The sequence below is a fragment of the Caulobacter rhizosphaerae genome (assembly GCF_010977555.1).
GTDB lineage: Bacteria > Pseudomonadota > Alphaproteobacteria > Caulobacterales > Caulobacteraceae > Caulobacter > Caulobacter rhizosphaerae.
Genome location: NZ_CP048815.1, coordinates 5,274,504 through 5,290,178, shown reverse-complemented (window position 1 = coordinate 5,290,178; position 15,675 = coordinate 5,274,504). Strand labels below are relative to the sequence as shown.

Here is a 15,675-nt window from a genome sequence, read left to right as displayed (position 1 = left end):
CGCTCGCACCGCGTTAGTGCAGCGGTACTAGTCTCGATATAGTAGTAAATCCTGAGAAAATTCAAGCGGTTAAGGCAATGATACGGTTTTCCCGGCACAGCCTGGGAGATCATGATGTCGTTCCGTCTTGTCCTGCTGGCGAGCCTTTTGCTCGCCCTGCCTGTCAGCGCCCTGGCCGACCCTTGCGTCGCACCGTTGCCTGGTCCCTCGACCACCTTCAGCGGCGTTGTCCGCTATATCGGCGACGGCGACAGCCTCTGCGTCAGCCGCAGCTCCGATCCCCAGACCTGGGTCGAGGTGCGGCTCGGCGATTTTTCGGCCCCCGAACTGCACGACGCCGGCGGGGCGCGGGCGAAAGCCATGCTCAAGGCCCTGACCTATGGCCAGTACCTGGTCTGCCGGGCCGGACGGCAGTCCTATGACCGGGTGGTGGCCCGTTGCCAGCTGAATGGCGCGGGGATCGGCGACCTGCTGCGCCAGAACGGTGCGGTCGAGGGGGGCAACTAGGCCGGATCAGGTGTCGCGGTCGGGGTGCTGGCGGCTGACCACCGGCGCGGCGGGACCGCCCGCCGGCGGGCGCACCGGCATGTCGGCCAGGTGCTCCGTCCAGGCCGGACGTCCTTCGGCCGCCAGCTGAACCGCCGGTTCGACCCGCGACGGATCGTCGAAGGCGAACACCGCCAGGTCGATCTGGTCGGCGCTCCATTCAAAGGTCAGGGGCGTGCCGCAGGCGGCGCAGAAGCCGCGCTTCACCGCGTCCGAGCTTTGGAAGGTCGCGCGCTGGCCGCGCGTCCAGACCAGGTCGGCGACGTTCACCGTCACCAGCGCCCCGAACGGCCCGGCGAAGGCCTTCTGGCACATGCGGCACCAGCAGATCGAGGCGCGGCCGGTCTCGCCCTCGACCCGAAAGCGCACCGCGCCGCACTGGCAGCCGCCGGTCAGGGCAAGGTTGGACATGGCAAGACCTCAGGGCTGGTGCGGCGGGACCGGCAGGGCAGGGATCGGCGTCAGGCGAAAGGTGACTTCATAGGCGTCGTGATCGGACAGCACCGGCCCGCCGGTGGTCGAGCCGTCGAACCGCGCCTCGACCTGGACCGGCCGGATGGCCACCCGGTCGCCCGGCTTGAAGCCGATCAGGTCCTGGGTGTCCAGCCACGGAGCGTCGCCGTCGGCCGAGATCTTGGCGTCGCAGTTCTGCGGCTCCTGGAAGCAGACCTGGCTGACCACCTCGAACGGATAGCGCTGCATCACATAGTCATAGCGGTCCGGCGCGTGCATGACGTTGAAGTCGCCGCCGACGATCAGGGGCGCGCCTGGCGTGCGGTCGTTCTCCATGAAATGGCCCAGCTCCTCGGCCTGCAGGTGGTGGGCCATGCGGTTGCGGTTGCGCGGCACGCCCGAGGCGCCCTTGGAATTGAGATGGGTGTCGGCGATCTCGACCGGGGTGGGGAGGCCCGGCACGTCCAGGCTGACCAGCATCACGCCCTTGTTGGCCAGGCAGTCCAGGCCGGCGCAGTAGCGATAGGCGTGCGACTTGACCCAGTTGATTGGATGGTCGCTCAGCACCCACAGGCCGCTGGAGCCCCACTTGCCCCAACCCTCGCCCTTGCGGCGGTACTTCACCCGCTTGTAGGGCGGCCGATCGTCCTTGCTGAACGGGTTGGCGTCGCGCTGCTTCTTGCGCGGCCCCCGGGCGACGTGGGCGTAGCCGCTGAGCTGGATCAGGTCGCGGACCTCGTCACGAAAGCCTTCCTGCAGCAGGACGACGTCGGGCTGCAGGCCCTTCTCGCGCAGGGCGGCCAGCTGGCGGCCGATGGCCTTCAATTTCGAACCCCGGCCGAACCGCACCGGCCAGGGCAGGCCCTCGACATTGTAGGTCATGACGCTGAGCTCGACCGGCTGCATCGGACCCACGGGATGGAAGGCGGCGGGCGGGGTGTCTTCGGTCTTAGGTTCCGGAGGCGGCGCGGCCTCCTGGGCGCGGGCCGAAACGCCGAACGACAGGGTCGCGGCCAGGGCGGCGGTCAGGACGAGGCGATGGATCATGCCTGGGCGGCGAGCTCGGCGATCACCCGGGTCCCGTCGTGGCCGACCACCCGGAAGGCGGCGATCTGGCCCTGGGGCGCGGGGCCCCCCAAGGCGGGATCGAAGGCGATCTCGGTGAAATCCTCGGCCCGGGCCACGCCCTCGCGCTCGACCAGGCCCAACAGGGTCCGGCCCACCTGGCGCTGCAGGTGGCGTTCCAGCCCCGCCTGGCCGGCCTCGCGCAGCCGGCGGGCGCGGTCCTTGATCACCGGACCCTTGACGGGCGGCATCCGCGCCGCCGGCGTACCGGGGCGAGCGCTGTAGGGGAAGACGTGCAGGAAGGCCAGGCCCGCCTCCTCGACCAGCTTCAGGGTGTTCTCGAACGCCTCGTCGCTCTCGGTCGGGAAGCCGGCGATCAGGTCGGCGCCGAAGGCGGTGTCGGGGCGCACGCGACGCACCTCGGACACCAGCTTCAGGGCGTCCTCGCGGCTGTGGCGGCGCTTCATGCGCTTGAGCACCAGGTTGTCGCCGGCCTGCAGCGACAGGTGCAGATAGGGCATCAGCCGCGGCTCGGTCTCGAGCAGCTTGAACAGGTCGGGATCGATCTCGGCCGCGTCGATCGATGACAGGCGCAGGCGCGGCAGGTCGGGGACCATCCGCAGGATGCGGCCCACCAGTTGGCCGAGGGTCGGCTGGCCGGGCAGGTCGGCGCCCCAGGAGGTGACGTCCACGCCGGTCAGCACCACCTCGTTATAGCCCTCGGCCGATAGGCGACGGACCTGCTCGACCACCTCGCCGGCCGGAGCCGAGCGTGAATTGCCCCGGCCGTAGGGGATGATACAGAAGGTGCAGCGGTGGTCGCAGCCGTTCTGGACCTCGACATAGGCCCGCGCCCGGTCCTTGAGGCCGGCGATCAGGTGACCGGCGGTCTCCTTGATCGACATGATGTCGTTGACCCGCACGCGGGTGGAGGTGTCGAGCAGGGCGCCCGGCGCGGCCTTCTCGGCGTTGCCCAGCACCAGGTCCACTTCCGGCATGGCGGCGAAGGCGGCGGGGTCGATCTGGGCGGCGCAGCCGGTGACGATCAGCCGGGCGTCGGGCCGCTCGCGGCGGGCCTTGCGGATCGCCTGACGAGCCTGGCGCACGGCCTCGTTGGTCACCGCGCAGGTGTTGAACACCACCGCGTCCGCCAGGCCGTCGGCCGAGGCGCGGGCCCGGATGGCCTCGGACTCGTAGGCGTTCAGCCGGCAGCCGAAGGTGACGACGTCGACGCCGTCGGGTCCCGACACGGTGGTCGCAGGACCGCCTTCTTCGCCTACAGCGGGCCTGGGCGTCGGAGGCCTGGAGATGAGCGTGTAGGTCGTCACGGCCGGTCCACGAACGCCGCGAAGGCGTCCTTCCAGTCGGGATGCCAGCGCGACAGGGCGGGGCGGTTTTCGATGACGTCGCCCATGGCCCAGGCCATGCGCTTCTCGTCCAGCGAGCGCGGCACGTCGTTGTCGGGACACAGGATGTAGAAGTCGCCGCGGGCGATGCTGTCGAGCATGAACTGGACGGTCTGCTCGGGCGTCCAGGCTCCCGCCGGCTTGTCGGTCCCGCGACGGGTCATGCCCGTGAAGACATGGCCAGGGATCAGCAGGCGAGCGTCGACCTGGCAGTCGACGATCTCGCGCAGGGTATGGGCCAGGCCCTCGGTCAGGGCCTTCATCGCCGATTTGCTGACGTTGTAGGCCGTGTTGCCCGGCGGCTGGGTGACGCCCTGCTTGGAGCCGGTGTTGATGATCAGGCCAGGACGGCCGCTGGCCGCCATCTCCTCGCCGATCAGCTGGACGCCGTTGATCACGCCCCACAGGTTGACGTCCAGCACCCGCTTCCACGGGTCCTCGCCCGAGAAGGCGTCGCCCCCGCCGCCGACTCCGGCGTTGTTCATCAGCACGTCGACGGCGCCGAACCGTTCGACCGCCGCGTCGCGCAGGGCCTGGACGGCGGCGCGGTCGGCGACGTCGGTCGGCACGGCCAGGGCCTTGTCGCCGATGGCGTCGGCCGCCTTCTTCAGGGCCCGGCCCATGATGTCGGCCATGACCACGTTCATGCCGAGCGCGGCGAAAGCCTGCGCGGCGGCCAGGCCGATGCCGTCGGCCGCGCCGGTGACCACGGCCGTCTTGCCCGGTCCGATGGCGGGGTGGACGGTCATGCGGCCGCGCGCTCCGGCAGCTTGCCGACGAACTCCATGGTCACCGGACCCGTCATGATCACGTGGCCGTCGGCCTCGCGCCATTCGATGGTCAGGGCGCCGCTCTCGAACTCGACCTTGGCCACGCGATCGGTCAGGCCGCGGCGCACGGCGGCCACCTGGGCCGCGCAGGCGCCGGTGCCGCAGGCCGCGGTCAGGCCCGCGCCGCGTTCCCAGACCTTCAGCTGGATGTGGTCGCGGGCGGCGATGTGGGCGAAGCCGACATTGACGCCTTCCGGGAACAGGGGGTGGTGCTCGACCAGGCTTCCCGTGCCCGTGGCGAACGCGTCGTCGACCGGGGCCTCGACGAAGAACACCACGTGCGGATTGCCCATCGAGACGCAGCCGGGCGTGTGGACCAGTGGCGCGTCGATCGGACCGACCTGCAGCTCGATACCGACGGTGTCCATCTCTTCGGCGAGTGGGATCTGGTCCCAGGCTAGGCCCGGCTGGCCCATGTCGACGGTGACCAGCTTGTCGCCGGCCATCACGCCCGACAGCCGACCGGCCACCGTGTCGAAGGCTACCGCGTCCTTCTTGCCCGACTGCATCAGCAGCCAGGCCACGCAGCGGGTGCCGTTGCCGCAGGCCCCGGTCTCCTCGCCGTCGGAATTCCAGAACCGCACATAGGCGCTGGCGCCTTCGGCGCGCGGCGGGTCGATGGCGATCACCTGGTCGCAGCCGATCCCGCCTTCGCCACGTTTGGCGATGGCGCGGATGTCCTCAGCCGTCGGATTGAAAGGCTGGGTCAGGGTCTCGATCACGACGAAGTCGTTGCCGAGGCCGTTCATCTTGAGAAAGGTGCGGCTCATGGTGGGGCTATATAGTGGAAAACCTCGGCCGAGTCAGAGGCCGGGCCCAACTGCGGCGATTTGAGCGCGGATTTTTGGACGCGGACCTTCTTGAACCCTCTCCCTCAGGGAGAGGGTAGTCTTTGGGGGATCCAGCGGCGTCCATCCCCGACAGACGCGCTAATAACATCAACCCTTTCAACGCCCTGAAAAATAGTGAGCGTCACCAGTCCTCGGAGCTCAAACCCGTCCCATACTGATCTCGTCCCCATCGCGGGGGAGGGCTCTTGGTACCGGCCCAAGCAGGCGATGGGGGATGGAACCGAGCGGGGCCGCCTGGGCCTGGCGATCGGACCGCGGCGGGCGGCGGGGCTCAGAAGGCTCCAAGGTCTTTCGGGGACGGTGGCGGGACAGGCGGGTTGACGGGGCCGGGAGTTCAAACCGGCCTGTTCGAGGATCAGTCGGAGTCGCCGACGGCCCCTTCCGGGCGACTTTGATCCTGCCCGCCTGAGGGGGAACGCCGACCGGGATGAAACAGGCCCTCAATCGCCGTCCCTTGAGAAGAACGGTTTCGCGGAGCGGTCAGGTCTAGCCGAAACGCACACTCAATACCCACGGTCATCCGGGCCAGGCCCGGACCGCTCCGCGCCTCCCCACCCACTCGCCCGCGAAGGGCCGAGGTCGAAGAGCCGTGTCCGCTCGCGACCTCTTCAAGCACGGAGAACCTCATGCCCAAGTCCAAACCACCCCGCCGTCGCAAGATCCGCCGAGGCAACGAGCTTCGCGTGCTGATGCTCGAGGGGGTCAAGGCCGCGCTGGCCCTGAACGACGCGATCCTGGCCAAGATCGACGAGCAACTGGGCAAGACGCCGAAGGGGCCGGCGAGGACCGCCCTGCTGGCGTGGCGCACGGAGGTGAAATCGCATCGCCCAGGCCTGTTGGAGAGCCGCGCCGACGCCATGAAGCCGTGACGGATGAGCGCGCAATGGCCCCCGGGGCTGGAAGATGAAAGTCGTCCGCTTGGGTCTTGAACCTGTATCCTGTCGTTGTATTGGGCGAACCTCATGCGTCGCCGCGGGATGGTCACTTTGACAGTCGAAAACACCGACGACCTGCGCCTGAGGGCCCGTTTCCGGGCGCTCTATCACGGCGCCTCGCCGGCCGCCGTGCGGTTCCGCTACGGGATCATCGTCATCGACCTGGCGATCATCGCCTTCTTCATCGCCGCGCCGCTGATGCGCCGCCACGGCCTGACCTTCTACCTGATCGACTACGGGGTGGCGGCGTTCCTGGGCCTGGACCTGCTGGCCCGGGCCGTCGCCCACGGCGACCCGAAGGCCTGGCTGAAGAAGCCGATCGTCTGGGTCGACCTGTTCGTGCTGGCCACCCTGCTGTTCCCCGGCTGGCTGTTCAACTTCGGCTTCCTGCGGGTGCTGCGGCTGTGGACCCTGATCCACAGCGAGTTCTTCTGGCGCACGGTCGGCCGCCGCTACGACGACACGCGGGTGGAGCAGATCACCCGGGCGGCCTCGTCGCTGCTGACCTTCGTGTTCGTGATCACCGGCTTCGTCTATTCCAGCTTCGCCGGCCGGCACGAGGGCATCGCCGGCTATGTCGACGCTCTCTATTTCACCGTCACCAGCCTGACGACCACCGGCTATGGCGACGTCACCCTGCCCGGCGTCTGGGGCAAGCTGCTGTCGATGGCGGTGATGCTGGGCGGGGTGTCGCTGTTCATCGGCCTGATTCAGTCGATCCTGCGGCCGCACAAGGTGACCTTCCCCTGTCCCTGCTGCGGCCTGCGCCGGCACGATCCCGACGCCGTGCACTGCAAGGCCTGCGGTCAGGTGCTGAACATTCCCAACGACGACTGAGCCCGCGGATCGACACACTGGCGCGGCCCTGGATTTGCGATACCGTCCGGCTCAAAGGCTCCGCTTGTCTGAGCGGGCCACCTGTCACGACAGCCGCCGGATCCCTAGATGCGTAGCCTGCTTCTCGCCCTCCTCGCCTCCACGAGCCTCATGACCGCAGCCCAAGCCGCCGACCCCGCTCCGCCCGCCAATACCGAAGCCCGCACGCCGCTGACCGACCTGGGCAAGGACGATCCTTACAAGTGGATGGAGGAGATCGAGGGCGAGCGGCCGATGGCCTGGGCCAAGGCGCAGAACACGCGCAGCCTGGCGGTCCTGCAGGGCGACAGCCGCTATGCCGGGCTGGAGGCTCAGGCCCTGGCGATCCTCAACGCCAAGGACCGGGTGCCCGGCGTGTCGTTCGCCGGCGATGGATCCCTGCGCAACTTCTGGCAGGACGCCGACCATGTGCGCGGCCTTTGGCGGCGGACGACGCTGGACAGCTACCGCACGGCCGATCCGCAGTGGGAGACGATCCTCGACATCGACGCCCTGTCCAAGGCCGAGAACGCCAACTGGGTCTTCAAGGGCGCCAACTGCCTGCCGCCCGAAGAGACCCGCTGCCTGCTGACCCTGTCGGACGGCGGCAAGGACGCGGTGACGATCCGCGAGTTCGACACCACGACCAAGGCGTTCGTGCCCGGCGGCTTCGCCCTGCCCGAGGGCAAGCAGAACGTCGCCTGGCTGGACAAGGACACCCTGCTGGTCGCCCGCGAATGGGAACCGGGCCAGGTGACCAAGTCCAGCTATCCCTACGTGGTCAAGGCGCTGAAGCGCGGCCAGGCCCTGGCGGACGCCAAGGAGGTGTTCCGCGGCACGCCGGACGACGTCTCGGCCTCGGCCTACACCCTGACCGACGCCGACGGAAAGGTCGTCGCCGTCCTGGCCAATCGTGGAGTCAGCTTCTTCGAGGCCGAGACCTACCTGCTGACCGACGCCGGCCCGGTGAAGCTGCCCCTGCCGCTGAAGCACTCGATCCAGGCCTATGTGGCCGGCCAGATGGTCGTGTCGCTGGAGCAGGACTGGCCCGAGCGCAACTTCAAGACCGGCGACCTGATCAGCTTTGACCTGGCCGCCTTCAAGGCCGACCCGGCCAAGGCCGTCGCGACCCTGGTCCTGCGCCCCACCGCCAAGCAGTCGGTGGAAGGCGTCACCACCACCCGCGACCGGCTGGTGGTCGGCCTGCTGGACAATGTCACCGGCGCGGCCCTGGTCTACGCCCACGGTCCCCAGGGCTGGACGCACCAGAAGCTGGCCCTGGCGGCCAATTCGACGATCGGCCTGGGCTCGACCTCGCAGAAGGACGACCGCCTGTTCGTCAGCGTCACCGGCTATCTGACCCCCTCCACTTACTGGCTGGCCGACGCCGCCTCGCTGAAGCTGGAGCAGGTCAAGGCTTCTCCCGCCCGGTTCGACGCCTCGACCCACGTGGTCGAGCAGTTCGAGGCGACCAGCAGCGACGGCGTGAAGATCCCCTACTTCGTCGTGCGGCCCAGGGGCGTGAAATATGATGGTTCGGCCCCGACCCTGCTCTATGCCTATGGCGGCTTCCAGGTGTCGATGACCCCGGCCTATTCGGGGGTGATGGGCAAGCTGTGGCTGGAGCGCGGCGGGACCTATGTGGTCGCCAACATCCGCGGCGGCGGCGAGTTCGGCCCCGCCTGGCACGACGCGGCCCTGAAGGCCAACCGCCAGAAGGCCTATGATGACTTCTTCGCGGTGTCCCAGGACCTGATCGGCCGCAAGATCACTTCGCCGCGCCGGCTGGGGATCATGGGCGGCAGCAATGGCGGTCTCTTGATGGGCGTGGCCCTGACCCAGCGGCCCGAGCTCTACAACGCCATCGTCGTGCAAGTGCCGCTGTTCGACATGATCCGCTACAGCCAGATCGGGGCCGGCGCCTCGTGGGTGGGCGAGTATGGCGACCCGGCCATCCCGTCCGAGCGGGCGGTGATCGCCAAGTACGACCCCTATTCCAACCTCAAGGCCGGTCGGAAATATCCCGAGGTGTTCATCGAGACCTCGACCAAGGACGACCGCGTCCACCCGGCCCACGCTCGCAAGGCGGCGGCTCGGCTGGAGGAGCTGGGCTATCCGGTGCTCTATTACGAGAACATCGACGGCGGCCACGCGGCCAGCGCCAACCTGGCCGAGACCGCTCGCCGCCAGGCGCTGGAATATGTCTACCTGTCGAAGAAGCTGATGGATTGACGCCCTGCGCTCGGGAGAACGCGGATCTCCCGAGCGTAAACCCTCGTTCAATCTATCCGCGTCAAGGTGGCGTCGAATATCCGGCCGCACGTTCGGCCCGAGCCGGATCGAGGTTGCCTTGAAGATCGACGTCTTCCCCGCCCTGGAACTGCCCGCGGAGGTCCGCGCGGCCTGGTCGGCCGCCCAGACCGGAGAGGTGCGTTTCGACAGTCCGTTCCTGTCGCCGTCATGGGCCCAGGCCGTGGCCCGGGCGCGCGGCCCCGCCAACAGCACCCGGGTCGCGGTCCAGTACGATCCGGCCGGCCGCCCGGCCGCGTTCCTGGCGGTGCGCAAGCGCGGCTCGACCGCCATGCCTGTCGGCGCCCCGATGAGCGACTACCAGGCCCTGGTGACCCGCGACGGCTTCCGGGCCGATCCGCGCGCCATGCTCCAGGCCCTGGGCGTGTCTCGCTACGATTTCTGCCACATGCAGGCGCAGGATCCGGCCTTCCAGGGTCATGCCCGCGGCCATTGCGTCTCGTGGGTGATCGAGGTCGCGGACGGCTACGCCGCCTATGAGGCCGAGCGCAAGGCGGCCGGCGTCGGCGCGCTGAAGGACATCGACAAGAAGCGTCGCAAGGTCGAGCGCGAGGTCGGTCCGACCCGGTTCACGGCCCTGTCGGACTCGCGCGGCGATTTCGAGCGGCTGATCGCCTGGAAGCGCGCCCAGCTGGCGGCCACCGGCCAGACCGACCTGTTCAAGACCGCCTGGGTCATGCGGCTGATGGACGAACTGCTGGAGACCCGCGACCCGGCGTTCGGCGGCGGGCTCTACACCCTGCATCTGGGCGACGAACTGGCGGCCGTGCACTTCCACCTGCGCGGCGGCGGCACGATCCACGGCTGGATGATCGCGCACGACCCGAAGTTCGAACGCTATTCGCCGGGCCTGCTGCTGTTCCAGGACATCCTCAAGAGCCTGGATGGCGGCCCCTACAAGCGTCTTGATCTTGGCGCGGGCGACTACCGCTTCAAGCGCGAGCTGTCGAACCGCCAGCAAGGCGTGATGTTCGGGTTCCTGGGCGCGCCGTCGGTCTCGACCCTCGCCCGCACGGCGGTGTACGGCCTGCGCGAGATGGCCGAGGCCCTGCCGCTCGGACCCATGTCGGCCTTGCCCGGCAAGGCGATGCGCCGGCTCGACCTGCTCCGCGGCTTGCGTTGAGAGCCGTCAGGTCGCGCGGACGATGAGGGCGATCACGCCGGTCCAAAGGACGAGATTGACGGCGACGACGAGCATAAACCAGCCAAAACGGTTCGAACGACCGTTCTGGCGCGCCCGGCACGGCGCGCCGCGGACCACCTGACCCATGGCGTTCCTCCCAAAAGCCCTCTACTGGAGCTTGAGTGGGATGAAGCGCCTATTCCGAGACGTGCGCAAGACAATTTGACTGCCCGTCCCAGAGGGTCTGGAAAGGGAAGGGCCTCAAGGCGAGACGCGGTTGATCCGCAGGGCCGGCGGATCGATGCAGCCCGCCTCCCAGGCCCGCGTCCAGCCCAGCCGCTTGACGGGTTCGCGGAAGGCGAAGCGCAGCAGGTGTTCGGCGACGACGTCTTCCAGCCGCGCCAGGGCCTCCAGGTCGACGGCCTCGATCGTGACGTCCAGGCCTTCGGGATCGGCCAGCATGCTGCAGGTTCCCAGCGGCAGAGGGATCAGGGCCGAGACGTCGTCATACGTCGCCTCGAACCGGTGAGCCCAGTGCTTGGCCAGCTGGATCATGTAGCGCGCGCCGCGGTCGGTGTTCAGTCGGGCATGGCTCTGCATGACGGCTAGACCCCTTCAATGGCCGCGGCCGCGTCGTCCATGACCTTGGCGATCGCCGCGATCTGTTCGGGGGTCAGCGAGCCGGAGGTCAGCTTCAGGCGCAGGGCGGTCTTGAGGTTCTCGCGGGCCCGCATGATCTGCGGCGAGAAAGCGGCGCTCTGGGCGGCGGCCTCGGCCATGCGGGTGAACAGGCCGTGGACCGGCTGGCTGTTGGCCTCGAGGAAGGCTTGGCCCTCGTCGGTGATCGTATAGAGCTTCTTGCCGCCGCCGGCGTCGGCCGCGGTGACATAGCCCAGCTCTTCCAGCAGGGTCAGGGTCGGATAGATCACGCCGGGGCTGGGGGTGTAGGCGCCGCCGGCGGCGGTCTCGACGGCCTTGATCAGCTCGTAGCCGTGGCTGGGCTTGTCGGCGATCAGCTTCAGCACGACCAGGCGCAGGTCGCCGTGATCGAAGAACCGGCCCATGCGGCCGCCGCGACGGTGATGACCCTCGTGGCCGCCGTGGAAGCCGAACGGATGGCGGCCGAAGGGCGCGCCGTGATGGCCGCCGTGGCGGCCGGGATGGTGGGGATGACGTCCAAACATGTGAGATTTAGATCCTGTTTCGTTATATCGAACTTACAGATATATCGGATTGACCGAACGTCAAGAGTGCTTCCCGATATATCTAAAAAGGATCGTATCGCGGCTGGGGACAGGCGCCTGCGCCTGTCCCCAATCGTTGCGCCGCCTAGGCGCCCGGCGGGACCGGGAAGCCGCGGTTGCGCATCAGGGCGCCGATCTTGACGTCGCGGCCGCGGAACCGGCGGAAGGCCTCGCCCGCGTCGATCGTATTGCCCACGCTCATGATGTCGTCGTGCAGGCGCTTGGCCACGCCCTTGTCGTAGAAGCCGCCCGGCGCCTCCTCGAAGGTCTCAGCGGCGTCGGCGGTCAGGGTGTCGGCCCAGATGTAGTTGTAGTAGCCAGCCGAATAGCCGTCTCCGGAGAAGATGTGGCCGAACTGGGTAGGTCGGTGGCGCATGACGATCTCGGACGGCAGGCCGATCTCGGTCAGGGCCGTCTTTTCGAATTCAGCCGGATCGATGGCCTGGCCCTTGGCGGCCAGGTGGATCTTCATGTCGTAGATCGCCGAGGCCAGGTACTCGACCGTCGAGAAGCCCTGGTTGAAGGTCTTGGCCTTCTCGATCTTGGCCACCAGCTCGTCAGGGATCGGCTTGCCGGTCTGGTAGTGGACGGCGAACTGGCTGAGCACCGGCTTGGTCGGCAGCCAGTGTTCGTTCAGCTGGCTGGGGAACTCGACGAAGTCGCGGGCCACGTTGGTGCCGGCCAAAGTCGGATAGGTCACGTCCGAGTTCAGACCGTGCAGAGCGTGACCGAACTCGTGGAACATGGTCGTGGCGTCGTCCCACGAGATCAGCACCGGCTCGCCGGGCTTGCCCTTCACGAAGTTGCAGTTGTTGGAGACGATCGGCGTGATCACGCCCTTGAACTTCTCCTGGGTGCGGTACTCGCTCATCCAGGCCCCCGACTGCTTGCCGGCCCGGGCATAGGGGTCGAAGTACCACAGGCCGACACGCTGAGCGCCCTTGGTCACCTCCCAGACCCGCACGTCCGGATGGCAGACCGGCACGTCGGTGATCTGGGTGAAGGTGAAGCCGTACAGCTGGCCGGCCGCCCAGTGGATGGCCTCGCGCAGTTTCTCCAATTGCAGGTAGGGCTTGACCACGTTCTGGTCGAGGTCATAGCGCGCCTTGCGCACCTTCTCGGCGTAGTGGCGATAGTCCCAGGGCGCGATCTTGAAGGTCGCGCCTTCGGCGTCGGCGACCTTCTGCATGTCGGCCACCTCCTCGTGGACGCGGGCCACGGCGGGCTTCCAGACCTGCATCATCAGGTCCATGGCCGCGTCGGGGGTCTTGGCCATCTGGTCGTCGGTGATCCAGTGGGCGTAGGTTTCGAAGCCCAGCAGCTGGGCCTTCTCGGCCCGCAGCTTCAGGATGTCGGTGATCACCGCCTTGTTGTCGTGGATGTCGTTGTTGTCGCCGCGCGACACCCACATCCGCCAGCCCTTCTCGCGCAGGTCGCGGCGATCGGAATAGACCAGGAACGGCTCCATCGACGAGCGGGTGTTGGTGATCAGCCACTTGCCTTTGAGGCCCTTCTCCTCGGCGGCGGCCGCCGCCCCGGCCTTCACTGAGTCCGGCAGGCCGGCCAGGTCGCCCTCGGCCAGTTCCAGGGTGTAGCCTTCCTCGTCGGCCAGCTCATTCTGGCTGAACTTGGTGTAGAGGCTGGCCAGGGCCTGGTTGATCTGGCCGAGCCGGGCTTTCTTCGTCGCGTCCAGCGCCGCGCCCTGACGGGCGAAGCTGTTGTAGACCACCCAGGTCAGGCGCTTCTGCTCGGGCGTGAGGTTCGAGGTCTCGCGAGCGTCGTAGACCGCCTTGATGCGGGAAAATAGCTGCTCGTTCTGGATGATTTCGTCCCCGAACGCCGCCAGCTTCGGCGTGGTCTCGGCCTCGACCTTCTGCATCTGCGCGTCGTTCATGGTCGAGGTGAACACCCCAAACAGCGCGCTGACCCGGTTCAAGGTCCGTCCGGAGTCCTGGAAAGCCGCCATGATCCCCTCGAAGGTCGGCGCCATGCGCTTGGCGGTCAGGGCGAAGATCTCCTGCCGCTGCTGCGCCATCGCCGCCTCGAAGGCCGAGGCGAACAGTTCGGGCCTGACCTTGTCCAGTGGCGGCAGGCCGCCGTGCGGGCCGGTCCATGGAGCCAGCAGGGGGTTGGACGGTGGGGCGGCGGGCGTGGCGGCTTTGGTGATCATGGGCGTCAGGGCGGCCGCGCTGGCGGCGGCGAGGAAGGAACGGCGCTTCACGGCGGTCTCCAAGGGAACGAACCTGGACCCTAGAGCGCCGCGCGGCTGGGAAGTAAGCGCTTTTGTGCGCAATTCGTCCCGCCAATCGTGAATTCTGCGACAGAATTCCCGCGTGAGCCGGATTCGGCAGGCGCGTTCTTGCGCAAAATCCGGCTGCTGCACCTAACCTGCGCGAAAATCTCAAGGGCGGCGCGTGGACGGTTCGGCAAGAGCGCGGTAAGCCAAACCCATGTCCATCGGCGTCTTCGACTCCGGCGTGGGCGGCCTCACGGTCCACCGCGCCCTCGTGAACCGTCTGCCCCAGGCGGACTTCGTCTATCTCGCCGACCAGGCCAACGCCCCCTACGGCGGCCGGCCGGGCGAGGAGGTCGTCGCCCTGACCCGGGCCGGCTGCGAGCGCCTGTTCGACGCCGGCGCCAGCCTGGTGGTCCTGGCCTGCAACACCGCCTCGGCCATCGCCCTGCGCCGCCTGCAGCAGACCTGGTTGCCTGGTTATCGCAAGCAGCTCGGCCGCCCCATAAACGTGTTGGGCATCATCGTCCCGACCATCGAGGCGGCCACCGGCCTGCCCTGGGAGCACGAGGCCGAGCGGCGCGGCGACAAGGTCGAACAGCTGGACGTGCTGGGCGTGTTCTCGACCCAGGGCACGACCAATTCGCGCGTCTACGAGATCGAGATCGACAAGCGCAAGCAGGACATCGCGGTGTTCTCGCAGGCCTGCCCGGACCTGGTGCCGATGATCGAGGCCGACGCCGGCGCCGTGGATCTGGCCAAGGCCGTCGAGGGCTATGTCCAGGCGCTGAAGACCCGCATCGGCCGCTATCCCGACCGGGCCGTGCTGGGCTGCACCCACTACGAGATCATCGCCGACATCTTCCGCGCCGCCCTGCCGGCAGGCACGCCCGTCATCCACCAGCCGGCCGCGACCGCCGACGCGCTGGAGCTCTATCTGCAACGCCATCCGGAGCTCGACCCCGGGACCGGCGGCACGCGCCAGTTCCTGACCACGGGCGCGCCCGGCCCGCAGAACGGGCTGGTCGAGAGCTTCTGGGGCGGCCCGCTGCGATTCGAGGCGGCTTAGAAATCTTGGACCGAACAGACCCTCCCCTGCGGGCAGGCGATCGCGTAGCGATCGGTGGGGGGAGTTTTAAGGTCGATGATCCCAGCTGGGGCTACCTGCGGAGCACTCCCCCTCCGTCGGCTACGCCGACACCTCCCCCACAGGGAGAGGACCTTGACGGTGCGGAGGTATCCACCGACGGTCCTCCAAACGGGAGGGCCCACCTCATGAAACACCTGCTGATCACCGCCGCCGCGCTGGCCCTGGCCACCGCCGCGCTCGCGCCCGAAGTCAGGGCTGAGGTCGTCGACGCCCAGCCCAACGGCTTCCAGGTCAAGCGCACGGCGGTGCTGAGCGCGCCCGCCGACAAGGTCTATGCGGCGCTCTCCCAGCCGTCGCAATGGTGGAACAAGGACCACACCTGGTCCGGCTCGGCGGCCAGCCTGTCCCTGGCCCCGATGGCGGGCGGCTGCTTTTGCGAGAAGCTGCCGAACGGCGGCTCGGTGATGCACATGACTGTGGTCTACGCCCAGCCCGGCCAGGGCCTGCGGCTGTCGGGCGCCCTGGGACCACTGCAGATGTCCGGCGCGACCGGCCACCTGGGTTGGACCCTGGCCGAGAAGGACGGCAAGACCACCCTGACCCAGACTTATGACGTCGGCGGCTACATGACCGGCGGGCTCGACAAGATCGCGCCGGTCGTCGACCAGGTTCTGGGCGAGCAGTTCGACCGTCTGAAGGTCTATGTCGAGACGGGTAAGGCCCCGTAGCCGCCG

Annotated in this window: 16 protein-coding genes; 7 read left to right on the top strand and 9 right to left on the bottom strand. The window is 68.2% G+C overall.

Going from position 1 to position 15,675, the window contains the following annotated elements; translation table 11 throughout:
• Window positions 1-114 precede the first annotated feature (114 nt).
• Entirely contained in the window at window positions 115-507 is a 393-nt protein-coding gene (locus G3M57_RS24220) for a thermonuclease family protein (protein ID WP_056756039.1), read from the top strand.
• A 6-nt stretch (window positions 508-513) separates the two neighbouring features.
• On the opposite strand, the gene G3M57_RS24215 is transcribed toward G3M57_RS24220, so the two are convergent.
• Genes G3M57_RS24215 through dapF form a run of 5 tightly spaced genes read right to left on the bottom strand, consistent with a single transcriptional unit; the run spans window position 514 to window position 5,070 of the window.
• Window positions 514-957 (bottom strand): GFA family protein, encoded by a 444-nt coding sequence (locus G3M57_RS24215; RefSeq protein WP_163233350.1) that lies wholly within the window; start codon window positions 955-957, stop codon window positions 514-516.
• A 9-nt stretch (window positions 958-966) separates the two neighbouring features.
• Complete coding sequence (locus G3M57_RS24210) at window positions 967-2,046, bottom strand: endonuclease/exonuclease/phosphatase family protein (RefSeq protein WP_163233349.1); 1,080 nt, start codon at window positions 2,044-2,046, stop codon at window positions 967-969.
• Complete coding sequence (gene mtaB, locus G3M57_RS24205; RefSeq protein WP_163233348.1) at window positions 2,043-3,392, bottom strand: tRNA (N(6)-L-threonylcarbamoyladenosine(37)-C(2))-methylthiotransferase MtaB; 1,350 nt, start codon at window positions 3,390-3,392, stop codon at window positions 2,043-2,045. Before mtaB ends, G3M57_RS24210 begins: the two co-directional genes overlap by 4 nt.
• A complete protein-coding gene (locus G3M57_RS24200; protein WP_163233347.1) occupies window positions 3,389-4,303 on the bottom strand; it encodes an SDR family NAD(P)-dependent oxidoreductase in 915 nt (304 codons plus the stop codon). Before G3M57_RS24200 ends, mtaB begins: the two co-directional genes overlap by 4 nt.
• Window positions 4,216-5,070: a diaminopimelate epimerase gene (dapF, locus tag G3M57_RS24195; protein WP_163233346.1), complete on the bottom strand. Its 855-nt coding sequence runs from the start codon at window positions 5,068-5,070 to the stop codon at window positions 4,216-4,218. Before dapF ends, G3M57_RS24200 begins: the two co-directional genes overlap by 88 nt.
• A 707-nt stretch (window positions 5,071-5,777) precedes the next feature.
• Here dapF and G3M57_RS24190 point away from each other — a divergent pair.
• The 4 genes from G3M57_RS24190 to G3M57_RS24175 all read left to right on the top strand — a co-directional run bounded on the left by G3M57_RS24190 (window position 5,778) and on the right by G3M57_RS24175 (window position 10,374).
• Window positions 5,778-6,020 (top strand): hypothetical protein, encoded by a 243-nt coding sequence (locus G3M57_RS24190; protein WP_163233345.1) that lies wholly within the window; start codon window positions 5,778-5,780, stop codon window positions 6,018-6,020.
• Between the two features lie 117 nt (window positions 6,021-6,137).
• On the top strand, window positions 6,138-6,923 hold the full coding sequence (locus G3M57_RS24185) for a potassium channel family protein (protein ID WP_230983757.1): 786 nt from the start codon (window positions 6,138-6,140) through the stop codon (window positions 6,921-6,923).
• Between the two features lie 108 nt (window positions 6,924-7,031).
• Window positions 7,032-9,173, top strand: coding sequence for a prolyl oligopeptidase family serine peptidase (locus tag G3M57_RS24180; protein ID WP_163233344.1), 2,142 nt, complete (start codon window positions 7,032-7,034; stop codon window positions 9,171-9,173).
• A 118-nt stretch (window positions 9,174-9,291) separates the two neighbouring features.
• The gene (locus G3M57_RS24175; RefSeq protein ID WP_163233343.1) at window positions 9,292-10,374 is read left to right on the top strand and encodes a GNAT family N-acetyltransferase; all 1,083 of its coding nucleotides are present in this window, start codon (window positions 9,292-9,294) and stop codon (window positions 10,372-10,374) included.
• Window positions 10,375-10,380: 6 nt separating this feature from the next.
• Here G3M57_RS24175 and G3M57_RS24170 read toward each other — a convergent pair whose 3' ends face one another.
• The 4 genes from G3M57_RS24170 to G3M57_RS24155 all read right to left on the bottom strand — a co-directional run bounded on the left by G3M57_RS24170 (window position 10,381) and on the right by G3M57_RS24155 (window position 13,839).
• Entirely contained in the window at window positions 10,381-10,521 is a 141-nt protein-coding gene (locus G3M57_RS24170; protein ID WP_163233342.1) for a hypothetical protein, read from the bottom strand.
• A gap of 114 nt (window positions 10,522-10,635) precedes the next feature.
• Window positions 10,636-10,974, bottom strand: a complete 339-nt coding sequence (locus tag G3M57_RS24165; RefSeq protein WP_028039403.1) for a DUF2218 domain-containing protein — start codon at window positions 10,972-10,974, stop codon at window positions 10,636-10,638.
• A gap of 5 nt (window positions 10,975-10,979) precedes the next feature.
• A complete protein-coding gene (locus G3M57_RS24160) occupies window positions 10,980-11,558 on the bottom strand; it encodes a PadR family transcriptional regulator (protein WP_162251645.1) in 579 nt (192 codons plus the stop codon).
• A gap of 145 nt (window positions 11,559-11,703) precedes the next feature.
• On the bottom strand, window positions 11,704-13,839 hold the full coding sequence (locus tag G3M57_RS24155; RefSeq protein WP_208789639.1) for a M3 family metallopeptidase: 2,136 nt from the start codon (window positions 13,837-13,839) through the stop codon (window positions 11,704-11,706).
• Window positions 13,840-14,068: 229 nt separating this feature from the next.
• On the opposite strand from G3M57_RS24155, the gene G3M57_RS24150 reads away from it, so the two are divergent.
• Window positions 14,069-14,920 carry a glutamate racemase gene (locus tag G3M57_RS24150; RefSeq protein WP_056757564.1) on the top strand — a complete coding sequence of 284 codons (852 nt, stop codon included), beginning with the start codon at window positions 14,069-14,071 and terminating at the stop codon, window positions 14,918-14,920.
• A 206-nt stretch (window positions 14,921-15,126) separates the two neighbouring features.
• A complete protein-coding gene (locus G3M57_RS24145; protein WP_056757563.1) occupies window positions 15,127-15,669 on the top strand; it encodes an SRPBCC family protein in 543 nt (180 codons plus the stop codon).
• The last annotated feature ends 6 nt before the right edge of the window (window positions 15,670-15,675 follow it).

What these genes read in the sequence shown, in the direction of transcription:
- G3M57_RS24220 (WP_056756039.1), top strand. Translation starts at nt 115, where the DNA reads ATGTCGTTCCGTCTTGTCCTGCTGGCGAGCCTTTTGCTCGCCCTGCCT.
- G3M57_RS24215 (WP_163233350.1), bottom strand. Translation starts at nt 957, where the DNA reads ATGTCCAACCTTGCCCTGACCGGCGGCTGCCAGTGCGGCGCGGTGCGC.
- G3M57_RS24210 (WP_163233349.1), bottom strand. Translation starts at nt 2,046, where the DNA reads ATGATCCATCGCCTCGTCCTGACCGCCGCCCTGGCCGCGACCCTGTCG.
- G3M57_RS24200 (WP_163233347.1), bottom strand. Translation starts at nt 4,303, where the DNA reads ATGGCGCGAGGCCGACGGCCACGTGATCATGACGGGTCCGGTGACCAT.
- dapF (WP_163233346.1), bottom strand. Translation starts at nt 5,070, where the DNA reads ATGAGCCGCACCTTTCTCAAGATGAACGGCCTCGGCAACGACTTCGTC.
- G3M57_RS24190 (WP_163233345.1), top strand. Translation starts at nt 5,778, where the DNA reads ATGCCCAAGTCCAAACCACCCCGCCGTCGCAAGATCCGCCGAGGCAAC.
- G3M57_RS24180 (WP_163233344.1), top strand. Translation starts at nt 7,032, where the DNA reads ATGCGTAGCCTGCTTCTCGCCCTCCTCGCCTCCACGAGCCTCATGACC.
- G3M57_RS24170 (WP_163233342.1), bottom strand. Translation starts at nt 10,521, where the DNA reads ATGGGTCAGGTGGTCCGCGGCGCGCCGTGCCGGGCGCGCCAGAACGGT.
- G3M57_RS24165 (WP_028039403.1), bottom strand. Translation starts at nt 10,974, where the DNA reads ATGCAGAGCCATGCCCGACTGAACACCGACCGCGGCGCGCGCTACATG.
- G3M57_RS24160 (WP_162251645.1), bottom strand. Translation starts at nt 11,558, where the DNA reads ATGTTTGGACGTCATCCCCACCATCCCGGCCGCCACGGCGGCCATCAC.
- G3M57_RS24150 (WP_056757564.1), top strand. Translation starts at nt 14,069, where the DNA reads ATGTCCATCGGCGTCTTCGACTCCGGCGTGGGCGGCCTCACGGTCCAC.
- G3M57_RS24145 (WP_056757563.1), top strand. Translation starts at nt 15,127, where the DNA reads ATGAAACACCTGCTGATCACCGCCGCCGCGCTGGCCCTGGCCACCGCC.